The organism is Roseixanthobacter psychrophilus (genome assembly GCF_043195195.1).
Lineage (GTDB): Bacteria > Pseudomonadota > Alphaproteobacteria > Rhizobiales > Xanthobacteraceae > NCEH01.
This window is the reverse complement of sequence record NZ_JBAFWT010000006.1, coordinates 122,298-136,529: the sequence shown is the minus strand read 5'-3', so window position 1 is coordinate 136,529 and position 14,232 is coordinate 122,298. Positions and strand designations below refer to the sequence as shown.

Here is a 14,232-nt window from a genome sequence, read left to right as displayed (position 1 = left end):
ATGCCCAGGCTCCTGCGCCCTTATACCCCTGTCGAGCATGATGCCGACCTGAGCCGCTTCGTGGTGGATACGGTCCTCAAGCGCGACGTGTTTTCCACCGTCGAGCGCGGCACCTGGACCGACCTGTCCGGCGTCTCCCATCCCGCGGTTCTGCGCCGGTGGAACGCGGTATCGGTCTGGTTCTTTCCCATTGCAGCGCGGCTCGCGGCCGGCGAGGTGAAAGCGCTGGAGCATGTCAGCCACACCGGCGTCACCACCCCCTTGCTCGCAGTGGGTCGCCGCTTTCTGGTGCGAGGCTGGATCGATGGCGCACCGCTACAGATCGCACGCCCCTATGGCGACGTCGATTTCTTCCGCTCCGCCAAGGCGGCGCTGCGCACCCTGCATGCTGCCGGCTTCGCCCATAACGATCTTGCCAAGCAGCAGAACTGGCTGCGCGGCGCGGACGGCGAAGCGTGGCTGATGGATTTTCAGCTCGCCCTGCCGATATCCCGCCGTTCGCGCCTCGGTCGCATTCTGGCCTATGAGGATGTTCGCCACCTGCTCAAGCACAAGCGCACCTATTGCCCGGATGCGCTGACACCCCGCGAGCAGAAGATGCTCGCCACCAAGAGCGGTTTTGCCCGTGTTTGGATGGCCACGGGAAAACGGGTCTACCGCTTCATCACGCGCAGCCTCATGTCCTATTCCGATACCGAAGGGCGTGGACCCCGCGTTACGCAGGTCGGGCCGCGCATTTCCGAAGCGCTGCTGAGCCATCCCGCCGTGAGCGATGTGCATATGGCGGACTTCCAGACACTCGGCGGCAAGGTTGGGCTATACGCGTTTGTTGAGACGCGGGGCGAGATCACCGCCGATGCGCTGCGAGCCCACATGGCGAGCATGCTGCCGGATCGGCCGCACCTCGATCATATGCAGCTCGTCCCTTTGCTCCCGCGCGACGGCAATGGCGTGGTCCGCGACGACTTGCTGCTGCTGGTGGCGCGCAATCAGATCGAGATGCTGGAATCCCTCTCCGGCTCGCAGGTGACACGCGAACTGGTGGATCAGATTGCCCGCGGTCGCCTGAACCTCACCGACCGGATCACGCGGCCGGCGGCCTGATCCAGGTCTTGCCGGCACGGGCCTTTGAAGCGGCACGCCAAAGCGTCCAGGCGCGCAGGAACGGCGGGACCCCAACGATACGCCCGAACGGATCTTTCGCACGTTCCAAGGCGCCGAGATCGCCTGGGACGATGGCCAGCGGAAGGAAAGCCGGAACTACTTGCGCCGGAAGCTCCGACACGGCGGCAGATGCGGCTGCGACATGGTGTGCCGCGCGGGTGCGCAATTCAGCAAGCGCAGCGGCGAGGCCCGGACTTGACGTTCGCTTCACGACGTCTTCGCGTGTCAGGCCGTGACGCTGGAGCACATCCAGGGGCAGGAAGCACTGCCCGCGCGCTGCATGCAACGGCAATGCCCGCATCAGCCCGGTCAAGGCAATGGCGACCCCGGCATGGCCCGCGGCGTCCGCGAGTGCGGGATCGGCCCGACCTGCCAGAATGCTCGCGCCAAGCTGGATGAGCACAGAGGAGGTCTCTCCGGCATAGCCCTCTAGATCGTTGAGCGAGGGCATGGCGTCGTCGTAGAGATCAAAGGTGCGCGCATCGATCAGGTTCAACAGGGCGCCGCGTGGCAGGTCGCAGGCGGAAATTGTATCAAGGACCGCGGCGGCGACAGGATGGCCGGAGATATCGCCGCGCCCGAGGCCCTCGATGATCTCGCGCCACCATTGCAGACGCATCTCGCCGGGCAAAGCTTCGCGCACCACCTCACGCACGCGCGCCACTTCCAGATTGAAGGCATAAAGAGCCATCAAATGTTTGCGCAAGGCAGATTCGGCGAACAAGGCGGCGAGGAAGCGGTCGCGATCGTTCGTTCGGATGAGGTCGGCGCAATGGGAATATGCCGCCTCCAGATCGGGGGGCGCTGCGGCGGAATCCTCGCTCATAGGGCGCGCCTCCGGGCTCAGAATGCGATCAGCGCAGCGCCCACGCGCCGGCCTTCTGCCAGCAGAACATTATAGGTGGAAGCGGCCGCAGGAGTCGGCATGAGCTCGAAACGCAGATGCGCAGCGCGTAGGCGCTCCTTCAGTCGCTCGGCCAGATGGGCGGGGTCGCGCCCGGTGCCGAGGAACAGCAGCTCGAATGCATCAGCTTCGGCGATGATGGGCGCGAGGGCCGCTGCATCGAGCTTGGCGAAGCTTTCCACGGCCCAGGGGCGCACGCCCGAGGGCAAGGCCAGGATCGAGCCGGAATGGGACATGCCTGAAAAATGGAAGAACCGGTCGCCATAACCGTCGATGGGAACCTGGCGGGGCAGGAACGCCTCTGATCTCTGCTCCACCATGGTTGTTACCCCCGAACCGGCTATTTGCGCGGCTTGCCGCGCGCGCGGCCGCGGCTACCGGTGGGAGCTGCAGCGGGTTTCGACGTGGAAGAAGCGGCGGGAAGAATCTCCGCTTCCTCCGTCAGGGGCGCCATGACTTCGTCCACGCGTGCGGGAATGCTGTCGGCCTTCTTGTCACCCTCCACCGTGCTCGGTCGCAGGCCGAGATGAATCAGCATCGGCGCCGCCACGAAGATGGTGGAATAAGTGCCGACGATGATGCCCACCGCCATGGCCAGAGAGAACCCGCGCAGAACCTCTCCGCCGAAGAAATACAGCGCCAAGGTCGCCAGGAATGTCGTCAACGAGACGATGATGGTGCGCGAGAAGGTGGCATTCACCGACAGGTCGAGCATCTCCGGAAGGGGGATGCGCTTGTAGCGGCGCAACATCTCGCGGATGCGATCGTACACCACCACCGTGTCGTTGAGCGAATAGCCCATGATGGTGAGGATGGCAGCGATCGAGGTGAGGTCGAAATCGATGCCCAGGATCGAATAGATGGCGAGCGTCACGAAGATGTCGTGTGCAGTGGTGGCGATGGCGCCCACCGCGAACTGCCATTCGAAGCGGAACCAGAGATAGAGAAGCACGGCCACTGCGCCCAGCAGCAGCGCGATGATGGACTGGCGCACCAATTCGGCGGAAACGCTCGGACCTACGGTCTCCACGCGCCGGATCGTGTAGTCGGTGCCGAGGGCGGAGGAGATCTTGCCGACGATGGCCTGCTGTGCCGCATCGGAGGTTCCTGCCTCGCCGACGCGGATCAGGACGTCGCGCGGCGAGCCGAATTCCTGGATCTGGACATCGCCCAGATCGAGGTCGTTCAGGTGCTCGCGCAGGCCGGATAGGTCCGCGCTTTGCTGGCTAGTCTGCGCCTCCACCAGCGTTCCGCCCCGGAAGTCGATACCGAGATTGAATCCGAAGGTGGCGAAGCAAACGAGAGCAAGCACCATCGCCGCCGCAGAAAGCGGGAAGCTCACATGGCGCAGGCGCATGAAGCCGATTTTGGTCTGCGCCGGGATATAGTCGATCAAAGGCATTTACGGCGCACCTTCAGATTGGCAGCTTCGCCGGGCGCTGCCACTTCACCCACCATGCGATCATGAGCCGGGTGAGGGTGTAAGCAGTGAACACGGTGGTGAGGAGGCCGAGGATATAGGTGACGGCGAAGCCGCGCACCGGACCCGACCCACCGAGCAGGAAAAGGATGGATCCCGTGGCCAGTGAGGTCACGTTGGCGTCCATGATGGTGCCGAGCGCGTGGGTGAAGCCCTTGTCGATGGCGGCAATGGCCGAACGGCCCTCGCGTGCCTCGTCGCGGATGCGCTCGAAAATCACGACGTTGGAATCCACCGCCATTCCGATGGTCAGAACGACGCCAGCGATCCCGGGGAGCGTCAGTGTCGCCCCAAGAATCGACTGAAGGGCGAACATCAAGGTGACATGCACCGCCAAGGCAATCAGGGCGAAGATGCCGAACAGGCCGTAAACTGCGACCATGAACACCGCGACCAAGCCGGCGGCGACAAAGGCGGCGAGCTTGCCGGCCTCGATCGAATCCTGCCCGAGGCTTGGCCCGACGGTACGCTCCTCCACCACGTTGAGCGGCGCCGGCAATGCGCCGGCCCGCAGCAGAATGGCAAGGTCGTTGGCCTGCTGCACCGTGAATGAGCCGGAGATCTGCCCGGAACCGCCGAGGATCGGTTCATTGATGCGCGGCGCCGAAATCACCTGATTGTCGAGCACGATGGCAAACGGCTGTCCGACTGCGGCCTGGGTGGTCGCAGCAAAACGTCGGGCGCCGTTAGAGTTGAAGCGGAAAGTGACGATGGGTTGGCGGGTGTTCTGGTCGAAGCCCGGCTGTGCATCGACAAGGTCTTCACCCGACACGCGAACCTGCTTCTCGACCAGGTAGGGAATGCCGTCCTGGCCCTGAAGCACCTCGGAATCCGGCGGGGGCCGACCTTCCAGCGCCTGTTGGGGCGACATGGACTGGTCCACCATGCGGAACGAGAGCTTGGCGGTCTGGCCCAGCAGCGCCTTCAAGCGCTGGGGATCCTGCAGCCCCGGCACCTGCACCAGGATTCGGTCGGCGCCTTGGCGCTGGATATTCGGTTCGACCGTGCCGAGCTGATCGATACGGCGGCGAATGATCTCGATGGACTGATCGACCGCCGAGCGCACACGGGCATTAATGCCGGCATCGGTCAAAGTGACGGTAATTGCGCCGTCGCTCGGGCTTGCGACTGTCAGATCCATCTCGCCGGTGGAACCGCCGAGCAGCGTGTTGGTGACCGGCGCGGCGAGTTTGCGCAACTCGGTCACGGCCTTGGTCGTGTCGTTGGGATCGCGCAACCGAAGCTGAACCGCCGTGTCGCGGATCGTCAGCCCACTATAGCCGATGCGCTGCTCGCGCAGCACATTGCGAACCTCGTCCCGGATCTGCTCAGCGCGCTCCTTGCGCAGAGCGGCGCCATCCACCTCCAGCAGGAGGTGGGAACCACCCTGCAGGTCGAGCCCGAGCGTGATCCGGCTCGATGCGAGCCAGGAGGGCAACACCGCCAGAGCGGCGGGGGGAAGCAGATTTGGAAGGGCGAACAGAATACCGATCGCCGTGATGACGAGAATCGCCGTCGTCTTTAGCCGGGAAAAGTGCAGCATCGTCTTGCGATTCTACGGCCTCAGGAGGCCGCCTCATCCTTAGCGGGTTCGGCTTTGGAGCGCACGACGGTGATCTGCGTGCGCAACTGGCGCACCTTCACATTGTCGGCGATCTGCAATTCGACTTCGGCCTCGTCGACCACACGCGCAACCTTGCCAACCAGACCGCCTGCCGTGACTACGACATCGCCGCGGCGCAAGGAGTTCACCATTTCCTGGTGAGCCTTGGCGCGCTTCTGCTGCGGCCGCAGGATCAGGAAATACATGACCACAAAGATCAACAGGAACGGGGCAAGCTGAATGAGCATGTCGGTCCCGCCGGCGGCGCCCGTGGCGGCCTGGGCGAAAGCGGGCGTAATGAACATGTGCATCCTCGTTCTATCTGAAGAAAAGCTCGAGACGGTGCGCAGGGGCGCCGTGCCGGGCGAAGCGGCGGGACTATACCGGCCAAGCCGCCGAATGCAAACGCGCAGCGGCAGCTTGTGCGCACCTGCTTGACCCGGGGCGCAAATAAGGGTCCCAAAGAGCTGCCGCCGAGATCGCGCGGCTGTACCGGAACCGGCGTATGACCCGCAATCGCCTCGTCGAGGACCTGTTCGTCGCCCTGCGTTTCTTTTCCCGCCTGCCGGTCCCTGCCCGCGCCGGGGAGGAAATGCCCTTCGGCGCGCCACCGCTTTCGCGCATCGCCTATGTGATTCCCATTGCTGGGGCTGCCATCAGCTTGTTTGGAGCGGCGCTCCTGCTGATCGCCACGGCGCTCGGTTTCCCCCCCTTTCTGGCCGCAAGCCTCGCAGTCGCAACCCTGGTGCTGGCCACCGGCGCGTTCCACGAAGATGGTCTTGCCGACACCGCAGACGGCTTCGGCGGGGGCCGTGACAAGGCGCGCCGGCTTGAGATCATGCGTGACAGCCGCATTGGCACATATGGCGCCTGCGCCATTGCTCTCTCGCTTTTGATCCGCGTCGCGGCCCTTGAGGCGCTGCTCGTGCTCGGCGGCCCGATCCGTGCGGTTCTGGCCCTGGCAGCGGCCGGTGCGGCTTCCCGAGCGGCCGGCATCGTGTTGCTGCAGGTCCTGCCGGCGGCGCGCTCCGATGGTGCCTCGGCCGCGTCAGGCCAGCCGGGGGCCGACCCGGCCATGGCCTGCGCGCTTATGGCGGCGCTGGTGGTCGCGGTTCTGCTGGTCCCAAGCTTCGGTGTCGGCGCGACCTTCGCCGGACTGATCGCACCCGCGCTTGCCGTTCTGATCGTGGGCCGGCTCTCCGCGCGGCTGATCGGTGGCCAGACCGGTGATGTTGCGGGCGCCACCCAACAAGTTGCAGAGATTGCCTTCCTGCTGGCGGTGCTTATGTTCGCCAGGGCCGTCTGAGGCACCTCGCCACCCCGGCTGTGCAGCCCGCGACGGACCGAAGAGCGCAGATGAGCGACGCGAAACCTGTTTTCCCCTCCCCTTTTCCCGCCGCGCCGGCCGCTCGCGCCGCAGCCATCGAGACACCGTGCGTGAAGCTCTGCCAGGTCGATCCGCTTTCCAGCCTTTGTGTGGGATGCGGGCGCACCACCCAGGAGATCGGCGGCTGGATTTCCATGTCGCCCGCGCGCCGGTCTGCGGTGATGGCGCAATTGCCTGAGCGGCTCCAACGCCTGCGCCAGTCGCACCCCGAAGCCTTTGCGGATTGAGCCATGCGCGGGGACCGTTTTCTGTGGATGCTGTTGATCGGCCTTTTCGGCGGTGTCGTCGTGCTCGCGGTGCACCATGAGCAGGGCGAGGTGGCTGGGCTCGACATCGGCCAATTCGCCAGTCTGATTGCGAAATTCTCGATCCTGATCTTCGTTGGCGCGGTTGCGTGGTCGATGTTCCGAGGCCGGCTCGGCGAGGCGCTGATGGCGGCCCTGTTCTGGGTGATCGTCGCGATCGTCCTTGCCATGGGCTACACCTATCGCGAGCCGCTGCGGCAAGTTGCCGACAAGGTGCTGGTTCAGCTCTTGCCGGGATACGTGGGCGCCGGCACGGGCCCGACAGCCACCGTCGAGGTGGCGCGGAGCAATGACGGTGATTTCGCGGTGCGGGCGGCGATCAATGATTCGCCGGTGCAAATGCTGGTGGACACCGGCGCCTCCTCCGTGGTGCTGACCTTGGAGGCCGCTCGTTCCGCCGGCCTGCCGGTGGACTTCCTGAAATATGATGTGCCGGTGGACACCGCCAACGGGCGCACAAAGGCGGCTGCCGTCGTCCTGGATAAAATCACCATCGGCTCGATCGTGGAGCGGCGCGTGCCAGCCCTCGTCTCGCCTGCCGGTGTGCTGCGCACAAGCCTGCTCGGAATGAGCTTTCTCCAGCGGCTCGACAGTTTCGAAATTCGCGGGGACCGCTTGGTGATGCGCGGCCCGCTGGTGGGGCGCTGACGCAGATGCCTTCACCCGGTCCTCAGCTTACCTCCGCCGAGCGCGGCGCAGAGCGTGCCATTCTTATCGCCATTTTGCTGGATCTGAGCTTGGCGGTCCCTTACGGCGTGGCGACAGTGGTGATCGGTTCGCTGTCCATGCTTTCGGAGCTTCTGCGCGGCCTCCTGCTCCTGGTCGTCGCCTGCGCTTCGCTTCTCACCTTGCGCAACCTGCATCGCGGCCGTGTGACGAGCTATGAATACGGTATCGGCAAGGTGGAGCGCGGCCTGAGTTGCGTGATTGGCATTCTGCTGGTGCTGGCGGCGGGGTTCATCGTCCAGCGGGCATTTAGCGCAGGGGGCGGGGAGCCCCGAGATGCATTTTGGGCCGGTGCGGCGATTCTGCTCGTCGGATATAATTTCATCGTCAACGCGGGCCCGATCCTCCCCCTGTGGAAGGCGAGCCGGGAGGGCGGCTCCATGATCGTGCAGGCGCAGTTGCGCGCGCATATCGCAAAGGCGGTCGCTTCTTTTCCGGTTTTGGTATGCGTCATAATCGACGCGCTTTCGCGTGACCCTTCGGTGGCGCGAATTGCCGATACCGTAGGGGGCATGGTCGGCGCAGGGTTCATGGCGGTGGTCGGCGTATCCATGGTGCGCGAAGCGCTGCCGGACCTGCTTGATCGCGCCCTCGACGAACCGGTCCAGCACAAGGTGAACCGCACCCTTGCGACGTTCTTCGATCAGTACGACGCATTGCTCGGCGTCCGCACGCGCCGGTCGGGGCGGATCGCCCATGTGGAGATTACGGTCGGCTTCTCGCCGGCGCGCAGCATGGGTGAGGTCTCGTGCGTGCTCGCCCTCATGGAGGCGCAGCTTAAGCGCGACATTCCCGACATCGACCCGGTGCTGATCGCCCGAGCCGTGTCGGAAGCGCGGCCCCTCGGCGCGTCATAGCATCTCGAGGCTGCGCTTGTGGGTTGGCGGGCGGAACTCCGCGTCTATCGCGGCGAGATCCTCGTGGTCCAGCACCAGATCGGCTGCCGAGATGTTGGCGCGGACATGCTCGGGCGTAGCCGCCTTCGGGATAGCGATCACATCCGGCCGGCGGATCACCCAGGCCAGCGCCACCTGGAACGGATCCACCCCGTGCTTTTCGGCGACCGCCCCGAGCGCGCCCGAGCGTGGCAGGCGCGCCTGTTCGATGGGGCTGTAGGCCATCACGGGAATTGCGTGCTGCTGCAGGAACGGGAACAGGTCATATTCCGGGCCGCGCCGTGAGGGATTGTATAGGACCTGATCGACCGAACATGCGCTGCCGCCGCATTCCAGCAGTTCCTCCATGTCATCGGCGTCGAGATTGCTGACACCCCAATGGCGTATCTTTCCCGCGCTCTGAAGCACTTCGAATGCGGCGATGGTGTCCTCGAAGCGATGGCTGCCGCGCCAGTGCAGCAGATAGAGGTCGATGCGATCGGTGCGCATGCGCTTCAGGCTACGCTCGCAGGCCTCGACCGCGCCGCGCCGACTGGCATTGTGAGGATAGACTTTTGAGACCAGGAAAACCTTGTCCCGGTAACCTTGCAGCGCCTCTCCGAGCATGTCCTCGGTGCGGCCATCCCCATACATTTCCGCCGTGTCCACAAGGGTCGCGCCAAGATCGATTCCGAGGCGCAGGGATTCGATCTCCTGCGCCCGCCGTCCGGCCTGTTCTCCCATGAACCAAGTGCCCTGGCCGATGGCAGGAACGACCTCGCCGCTCGGTAGAGTAACTGTCTTCATTGTTCGTCTCTCCTTGCCGGGCCGCCCTTATACCAGAGCCATCGGTGGCGGGGAGGAGCGAAAAGGCCCGCCGCGTACTGGCGGCGGGCCTTCAGGGATGAGGGATCAGACGTAGCCGAAGACCTCGCTGAAGGCGTAGTCCGTCTGCTCGAGGCCGCTGCCGACGGGCGAGACGTAGCCCACCACATCGCCATTGTCGCGGCTGAGCGACCACATGGAAATGCCGGCGATGTCGTCGTTCGACTCCACATAGTCCACGAGTTGGCCCGCATCCTCCAGCGTGAAGATTTCGCTGGTCACGTCGTTGATGCCGATCATCGGCGTGATCACCAGCTTAGCCTCCAGTCCGATGTCCTCAAGCTGCGCCAGAGTCGCCTCGGCGGCGGAAATGGCGTCGTCGCCCATGTCGCCAGAATCGTAATAGGCGCCGTAGTCCATCGCCATGATGTTGACGTAGGAGACCTCGACGCCGTGGTCGACGGCATCCTGAAGCAGCGCGAGACCGGCGGCGGTGAGGCCGTCCGTCAGGACTGGAAGGGTATAGGACACTTCCAGGTCCGGATTGTTCTGCTGGAGAATGGCGAGCGCCTCGTTGCGCATCGCATTTGCTTCCGTGTCCGCCAACGCCGCACCTTCGATGTCGAAATCGAGTTTGGTGACGCCGTAGGTGTCGATCACCGACTGGTAGGCGGCGACCAGAGTCGCGACGCTGGTGAAGGTGGTGGCGGCTTCCTGACCGTTCGCACCGCCGAAGGAGATGGTTACGTCCACGCCATTGGCCTGCAATTCCTCGATGATGGAGGCGATGCTGGTGCCGTTGGACAAGGTGTCGTTCTCGATGGTGCCGACGCCGCCCCATCCGACTGTGTTGGTACCCGACGTGAGCATGAAGGCCAGCGTAACCGCTTCGAGACTCGCGTCCTCGACCATTTGGACGAGGTCCTGGCTTGTGGTGAGGGACATGTCCACATAGGGCGAGAAGGTCTTTTCACCGTTGGACGACGTGTCCTCCGTGTCCGTGGTGACGGACAACGCCTCGGAGACATCGGACGCCCCCGCCTCATCCACGGCGACGATAGTAAAGGAATAGGATGTGCCAGCCCCCAGGCCGGTGACCTTGAAATAGGTGCTGGCGGTGGAGCCAATCAACTCGCCGTCCTGATACACCTCATAGCCCGAGACGGTGCCCACACCGTCCACGTCCGCCGCGTCCCAGCGCAGCGTGAGGGTGTCGTCGGAGACGCCGGTGGCGCGTAGATCCTCCGGGGCGTCCGGAACCACCGGAGAGGTGTCCATGTACCCCACAAAGCTCCACACCAGTCCGCTGCCGCCGCTGTTCGTGGAAGGATCATCACCCTGCGTCCACCAATTGGCACTGTAGACCAGGTTTCCGACGCTGGCGAGGTCGCCTGCCACATAGACGGTGGAAGCCGACCATGCGGAGGCATAATCGGCCTCTTCCTCCGTGCCTCCGCCGGTTTCGCCTCCGGTCTCACCACCAGACGCAGCGGCGATCGCGGCCTGCCATTCCGCCAGGGCGGAGGTATCATTGGCGGAGATGTTCGCGAGTGTCAGGTCCGTGAGGGACACGCCGGTCAGCGTATAGGTCTGGTTGTTGGAAGGGATGGCGACGATGACGGAGCCATTCACTTCCGAGATCAGAAAATTGTCGGCGGAGAACCAACCGAAATCGAGCACGTCGAGCGCCGTGTCGAACTCCAGCACCGCATTGGTACCCCAGGACCATGTGATGGTCGTGACGGTCCTCACGCCATCGCCCGCAGTGCTGCCGGAATCGGACTCGCCCGTGTCGCCCGGATCAGGTTCGCCCGATCCGGTATCGCCGGAACCGGAATCGTCCGGATCGGTGTCGCCGCCCGCATCATCGGCATCCGAGAGCGCGGCAAGCCATTCGGCAGTGGCGGATGCATCATTGGAGACGATGTTCGACATCGTCAGCGCCGAGAGCGGCACGCCCGCGAGGGTATAGGTTTCGTTGTTCGACGGGATGGAGATGACGACGGAGCCGTTTACCTCGCTCACGGTGAACTGTTCGGCTTGGAACCAGCCGAAATCCAGTACGTCGGTTGCGGGATCGAATGCGAGAACGGTGTTCTTGCCCCAGGCCCAACTAATCTGCGTGGTCGTTCCAGTCGTCATCATTTCTCCTGCCGCCGGCTTCGCGAGCCTCTCTCCCCGCAAGGGGAGCGCTCCAAAACCGCTCTTAGGCTTGACGATATTACTGTCACGATCAAGCTGTGCTTTGCCGCACCGGTACCTCGCTTGTCTTCACCTTACGGAATGTGTGCTGAGTTGCGATCATGCTGGACCCGCGCCGAGCATTGTGCCCTGTCTTTCACACGATGCTATTATGAGTGAAACGGCACGAGATCGATTCCGACGGATGCCCCGTGCCCGCCGCCGAGGTGCGTTCCGCCTTGCGGTCGATCCCTCGCTACCCCTGCTGTTCCGCTATTCGGCGCTGAACTTCAACGGCCATCGCATCCATTACGATGACCCGTATGTCACGCAGGTGGAAGGCGCCCGCACCCTCAAATCCCCAGATAGGCTTCCCGGATAAGCGGATCAGCAATCAAGCTCGCTGCGCTGCCATCCATAGTGATGCGACCGGTTTCCATAACATAGCCGCGATCGGCGATGGACAGGGCGCCAAATGCGTTCTGCTCCACCAGCAGCACGGCGACATCCAGCGACTTCAGGCTCTTCACCACATCGAAGATCTGCGCCACGAGAATGGGCGCGAGCCCCATCGATGGCTCGTCCAACAGCAGACAGGCGGGGCGACCCATGAGCGCGCGGGCGATCGCCAACATCTGCTGCTGGCCGCCAGAGAGACCTCCGGCAATCTGGTTGCGCTTCTCCTTCAGGATCGGGAACATGGCGAAGGCATCGGCCATGTCCCGCTCCACCCGCGCGTCGGAAAAGATGAAGGCGCCGAGGCGCAGGTTCTCCTCCACGCTGAGGTTGGTGAAAATCTGCCGCCCTTCGGGGGACTGAGCGAGCCCGCGCTGAACCCGCTGGTAGGCGGGAACGGGGGTGAGAGCTTCGCCCCGGAAGGTGATCGTGCCGCCGCACACCGGCTGGACCCCGGAGAGACAGCGCAGAAGCGTCGTCTTGCCCGCCCCGTTGGCGCCGACAACGGTGACGATCTCGCCCGAGCGGACGAGCAGATCGATGCCGTGAAGCACCTCGATGCGGCCGTAGCGCGACCGCAAGCCCTCAACCGTGAGCATCTGTCACCTCCATGGCCGCGGTGCCGAGATAGGCTTCGATCACCTTGGGGTCTCGACTGACCGTCATCGGGGCGCCCTCGGCGATCTTTTCGCCGTGATCGAGCACGACGACGCAGTTGGACAGGCGCATCACCAGCTTCATGTCATGCTCGACCAGAAGGATGGCGATGCCGCCGGCGGCCACCTCGCAGATCAGTCGGTCGATCTCCTCCGTCTCGACGGCATTGCAGCCGGCGGCGGGCTCGTCGAGGAGCAGCACGCGCGGGCACGCGGCCAGCGCGCGGGCGATCTCCAGCCGCTTCAGCGCGCCGTAGGAAAGCGCGCCCGACGCATACTCTGCCGCCCGGGACAGGCCAACGCGCTCCAGCAGGTCCCGCGCCCCGACCTCCGCCACACGGGACCGCCGGCGCGAGCCCGCTAGCCCCAGCAGATCCGACAGCACGGGTCCGCGCTCGTGCAGGTGGAAACCGACGATGACGTTCTCAAGCACGCTCATCCGCTGAAAGATCTGCAGGTTCTGGAAGGTGCGCGAAAGGCCCCGTCTGGCGAGCAGGTCCGGACGCATGCCCGTCACGTCTTCGCCGTCCAGCATCACCTTGCCGGTGTCGGGCAGGTAGACGCCGGAGATCATGTTGAACAGCGTGGTCTTGCCGGCGCCGTTCGGCCCGATGACCGAGACGATCTCTCCCGCATTCAAGGCGAACGACACATCGCTCACCGCCTTGATGCCGCCGAATGAAATTCCGAGGCCCTGCACTTCAATCAGACTCATTCGCCCCTCCCGCGCATGAGGCGCTGCACGCTCGGCAGGAGGCCGGCGGGCATGAAGATCATCACCAGCATCATCACCAGCCCCAGCACCACGTGCTCGTAGTCCTGAAGCACCGTGAGCACCTGCGGCAGCATGGTGAGGAGCGCCGCGCCGAAGATGGCGCCAAGCACGGAGCCTGCCCCGCCCAGCACCGCCATGGTCACCAGCTCGATGGAGTGCATGTAGCCCGCCACGTCCGGCGTAATCAGCCGGTTCTGCAACGCCAGCAGCGAGCCCGACACCGAAGCGTAGACCGCCGAGATGACGAAGGCGTTCAGCTTGGCGCGGGCCACATCCACGCCCACCGTGCGCGCGGCGATTTCGGAGTCGTGGAGCGCGCGCAGCGCCCGCCCCGTGGGGCTGTCGTGCAGGTTGAGGGCGAGCCAGGCGCCAAGGATCAGGAACAGGCCGGTGAAGCCGTACCAGAACTGCGGTGTGGTGAGCTCGATGCCCGACGTACCGAGCCAGGCGTGCAACCCGAGCTCCGGCACCTTGATGCCGTCCGGTCCGCCGGTGATCGCCCCCTCATTGGACAGCACCATGGCCACGAGGACGCCAAAGCCCAAGCTCGCCACCGCGAGATAGTAGCCCTTGAGGCGCAGGATCGGCCGGCCGACCACCCAGGCCGTCACGCCCGAAAGCACCGCGCCGAGCACCACCGCGAGCCCCGGCGGCACCCCCAGATGGATCGGCAGCAGCGCACAGGCATAGGCGCCGATCCCCACGAAGCCGGCATGGCCGAGGCTGATCTGCCCCGCATAGCCGGTGAGGATGACGATGCCGACCACGGCGATGCTGTTTACGAAGACCAGCGAGCCGACCCGATAGTAATAGTTGGAGGGGAAGAACAACGGGCTGACGATCATCAAAATCGCCAGAACGAGGAGCGTGGACTGCTTCGCCGTTAACCTCATGG

15 protein-coding genes and 1 pseudogene are annotated in these 14,232 nt (G+C 64.5%); 6 read left to right on the top strand and 10 right to left on the bottom strand.

Features of this window, described 5'->3' with window-relative positions; genetic code table 11:
* Entirely contained in the window at positions 1–1,104 is a 1,104-nt protein-coding gene (locus V5F77_RS08690; RefSeq protein WP_429004950.1) for a serine/threonine protein kinase, read from the top strand.
* Here V5F77_RS08690 and V5F77_RS08685 read toward each other — a convergent pair.
* From V5F77_RS08685 to yajC, 5 genes are read right to left on the bottom strand one after another with little or no spacing between them, the layout of a single operon-like run.
* Complete coding sequence (locus V5F77_RS08685; protein ID WP_429004949.1) at positions 1,085–1,990, bottom strand: phytoene/squalene synthase family protein; 906 nt, start codon at positions 1,988–1,990, stop codon at positions 1,085–1,087. The genes V5F77_RS08690 and V5F77_RS08685 overlap by 20 nt on opposite strands.
* A gap of 17 nt (positions 1,991–2,007) precedes the next feature.
* Positions 2,008–2,388, bottom strand: coding sequence for an Mth938-like domain-containing protein (locus V5F77_RS08680; RefSeq protein ID WP_429004948.1), 381 nt, complete (start codon positions 2,386–2,388; stop codon positions 2,008–2,010).
* Between the two features lie 20 nt (positions 2,389–2,408).
* The gene (secF, locus tag V5F77_RS08675) at positions 2,409–3,470 is read right to left on the bottom strand and encodes a protein translocase subunit SecF (protein WP_429004947.1); all 1,062 of its coding nucleotides are present in this window, start codon (positions 3,468–3,470) and stop codon (positions 2,409–2,411) included.
* A gap of 13 nt (positions 3,471–3,483) precedes the next feature.
* Positions 3,484–5,091 carry a protein translocase subunit SecD gene (secD, locus tag V5F77_RS08670; RefSeq protein ID WP_429004946.1) on the bottom strand — a complete coding sequence of 536 codons (1,608 nt, stop codon included), beginning with the start codon at positions 5,089–5,091 and terminating at the stop codon, positions 3,484–3,486.
* Between the two features lie 20 nt (positions 5,092–5,111).
* Complete coding sequence (gene yajC, locus V5F77_RS08665; RefSeq protein ID WP_429004945.1) at positions 5,112–5,456, bottom strand: preprotein translocase subunit YajC; 345 nt, start codon at positions 5,454–5,456, stop codon at positions 5,112–5,114.
* Positions 5,457–5,656: 200 nt separating this feature from the next.
* Between yajC and cobS the strand changes: the two genes are divergently transcribed.
* The 4 genes from cobS to V5F77_RS08645 are packed head-to-tail and all read left to right on the top strand — an operon-like array spanning position 5,657 to position 8,426.
* Entirely contained in the window at positions 5,657–6,457 is an 801-nt protein-coding gene (gene cobS / locus V5F77_RS08660; RefSeq protein WP_429004944.1) for an adenosylcobinamide-GDP ribazoletransferase, read from the top strand.
* A 50-nt stretch (positions 6,458–6,507) separates the two neighbouring features.
* Positions 6,508–6,765 (top strand): DUF1289 domain-containing protein, encoded by a 258-nt coding sequence (locus V5F77_RS08655; RefSeq protein WP_429004943.1) that lies wholly within the window; start codon positions 6,508–6,510, stop codon positions 6,763–6,765.
* Positions 6,766–6,768: 3 nt separating this feature from the next.
* Positions 6,769–7,491, top strand: a complete 723-nt coding sequence (locus tag V5F77_RS08650) for a TIGR02281 family clan AA aspartic protease (RefSeq protein ID WP_429004942.1) — start codon at positions 6,769–6,771, stop codon at positions 7,489–7,491.
* Positions 7,492–7,496: 5 nt separating this feature from the next.
* Positions 7,497–8,426: a cation diffusion facilitator family transporter gene (locus tag V5F77_RS08645; protein ID WP_429004941.1), complete on the top strand. Its 930-nt coding sequence runs from the start codon at positions 7,497–7,499 to the stop codon at positions 8,424–8,426.
* Here V5F77_RS08645 and V5F77_RS08640 read toward each other — a convergent pair.
* A complete protein-coding gene (locus V5F77_RS08640; RefSeq protein WP_429004940.1) occupies positions 8,421–9,251 on the bottom strand; it encodes an aldo/keto reductase in 831 nt (276 codons plus the stop codon). The two genes, V5F77_RS08645 and V5F77_RS08640, sit on opposite strands and share 6 nt — an antisense overlap.
* Positions 9,252–9,356: 105 nt before the next feature.
* The gene (locus V5F77_RS08635; protein WP_429004939.1) at positions 9,357–11,414 is read right to left on the bottom strand and encodes a fibronectin type III domain-containing protein; all 2,058 of its coding nucleotides are present in this window, start codon (positions 11,412–11,414) and stop codon (positions 9,357–9,359) included.
* A gap of 280 nt (positions 11,415–11,694) precedes the next feature.
* On the opposite strand from V5F77_RS08635, the pseudogene V5F77_RS08630 reads away from it, so the two are divergent.
* Positions 11,695–11,790 (top strand): annotated as a pseudogene (locus V5F77_RS08630) (FAS1-like dehydratase domain-containing protein); the annotation flags it as partial.
* Between the two features lie 13 nt (positions 11,791–11,803).
* Here V5F77_RS08630 and V5F77_RS08625 read toward each other — a convergent pair.
* From V5F77_RS08625 to V5F77_RS08615, 3 genes are read right to left on the bottom strand one after another with little or no spacing between them, the layout of a single operon-like run.
* Positions 11,804–12,505, bottom strand: coding sequence for an ABC transporter ATP-binding protein (locus V5F77_RS08625; RefSeq protein ID WP_429004938.1), 702 nt, complete (start codon positions 12,503–12,505; stop codon positions 11,804–11,806).
* On the bottom strand, positions 12,492–13,277 hold the full coding sequence (locus V5F77_RS08620; protein WP_429004937.1) for an ABC transporter ATP-binding protein: 786 nt from the start codon (positions 13,275–13,277) through the stop codon (positions 12,492–12,494). The genes V5F77_RS08625 and V5F77_RS08620 overlap by 14 nt, the downstream gene beginning before the upstream one ends.
* Positions 13,274–14,230 carry a branched-chain amino acid ABC transporter permease gene (locus V5F77_RS08615; protein ID WP_429005028.1) on the bottom strand — a complete coding sequence of 319 codons (957 nt, stop codon included), beginning with the start codon at positions 14,228–14,230 and terminating at the stop codon, positions 13,274–13,276. Before V5F77_RS08615 ends, V5F77_RS08620 begins: the two co-directional genes overlap by 4 nt.
* Between the last annotated feature and the right edge of the window lie 2 nt (positions 14,231–14,232).

What these genes read in the sequence shown, in the direction of transcription:
- V5F77_RS08615 (WP_429005028.1), bottom strand. Translation starts at nt 14,230, where the DNA reads ATGAGGTTAACGGCGAAGCAGTCCACGCTCCTCGTTCTGGCGATTTTG.
- V5F77_RS08620 (WP_429004937.1), bottom strand. Translation starts at nt 13,277, where the DNA reads ATGAGTCTGATTGAAGTGCAGGGCCTCGGAATTTCATTCGGCGGCATC.
- secF (WP_429004947.1), bottom strand. Translation starts at nt 3,470, where the DNA reads ATGCCTTTGATCGACTATATCCCGGCGCAGACCAAAATCGGCTTCATG.
- V5F77_RS08650 (WP_429004942.1), top strand. Translation starts at nt 6,769, where the DNA reads ATGCGCGGGGACCGTTTTCTGTGGATGCTGTTGATCGGCCTTTTCGGC.
- V5F77_RS08655 (WP_429004943.1), top strand. Translation starts at nt 6,508, where the DNA reads ATGAGCGACGCGAAACCTGTTTTCCCCTCCCCTTTTCCCGCCGCGCCG.
- V5F77_RS08625 (WP_429004938.1), bottom strand. Translation starts at nt 12,505, where the DNA reads ATGCTCACGGTTGAGGGCTTGCGGTCGCGCTACGGCCGCATCGAGGTG.
- cobS (WP_429004944.1), top strand. Translation starts at nt 5,657, where the DNA reads ATGACCCGCAATCGCCTCGTCGAGGACCTGTTCGTCGCCCTGCGTTTC.
- yajC (WP_429004945.1), bottom strand. Translation starts at nt 5,456, where the DNA reads ATGTTCATTACGCCCGCTTTCGCCCAGGCCGCCACGGGCGCCGCCGGC.
- V5F77_RS08645 (WP_429004941.1), top strand. Translation starts at nt 7,497, where the DNA reads ATGCCTTCACCCGGTCCTCAGCTTACCTCCGCCGAGCGCGGCGCAGAG.
- V5F77_RS08680 (WP_429004948.1), bottom strand. Translation starts at nt 2,388, where the DNA reads ATGGTGGAGCAGAGATCAGAGGCGTTCCTGCCCCGCCAGGTTCCCATC.
- V5F77_RS08640 (WP_429004940.1), bottom strand. Translation starts at nt 9,251, where the DNA reads ATGAAGACAGTTACTCTACCGAGCGGCGAGGTCGTTCCTGCCATCGGC.
- V5F77_RS08635 (WP_429004939.1), bottom strand. Translation starts at nt 11,414, where the DNA reads ATGATGACGACTGGAACGACCACGCAGATTAGTTGGGCCTGGGGCAAG.
- secD (WP_429004946.1), bottom strand. Translation starts at nt 5,091, where the DNA reads ATGCTGCACTTTTCCCGGCTAAAGACGACGGCGATTCTCGTCATCACG.
- V5F77_RS08685 (WP_429004949.1), bottom strand. Translation starts at nt 1,990, where the DNA reads ATGAGCGAGGATTCCGCCGCAGCGCCCCCCGATCTGGAGGCGGCATAT.
- V5F77_RS08690 (WP_429004950.1), top strand. Translation starts at nt 1, where the DNA reads ATGCCCAGGCTCCTGCGCCCTTATACCCCTGTCGAGCATGATGCCGAC.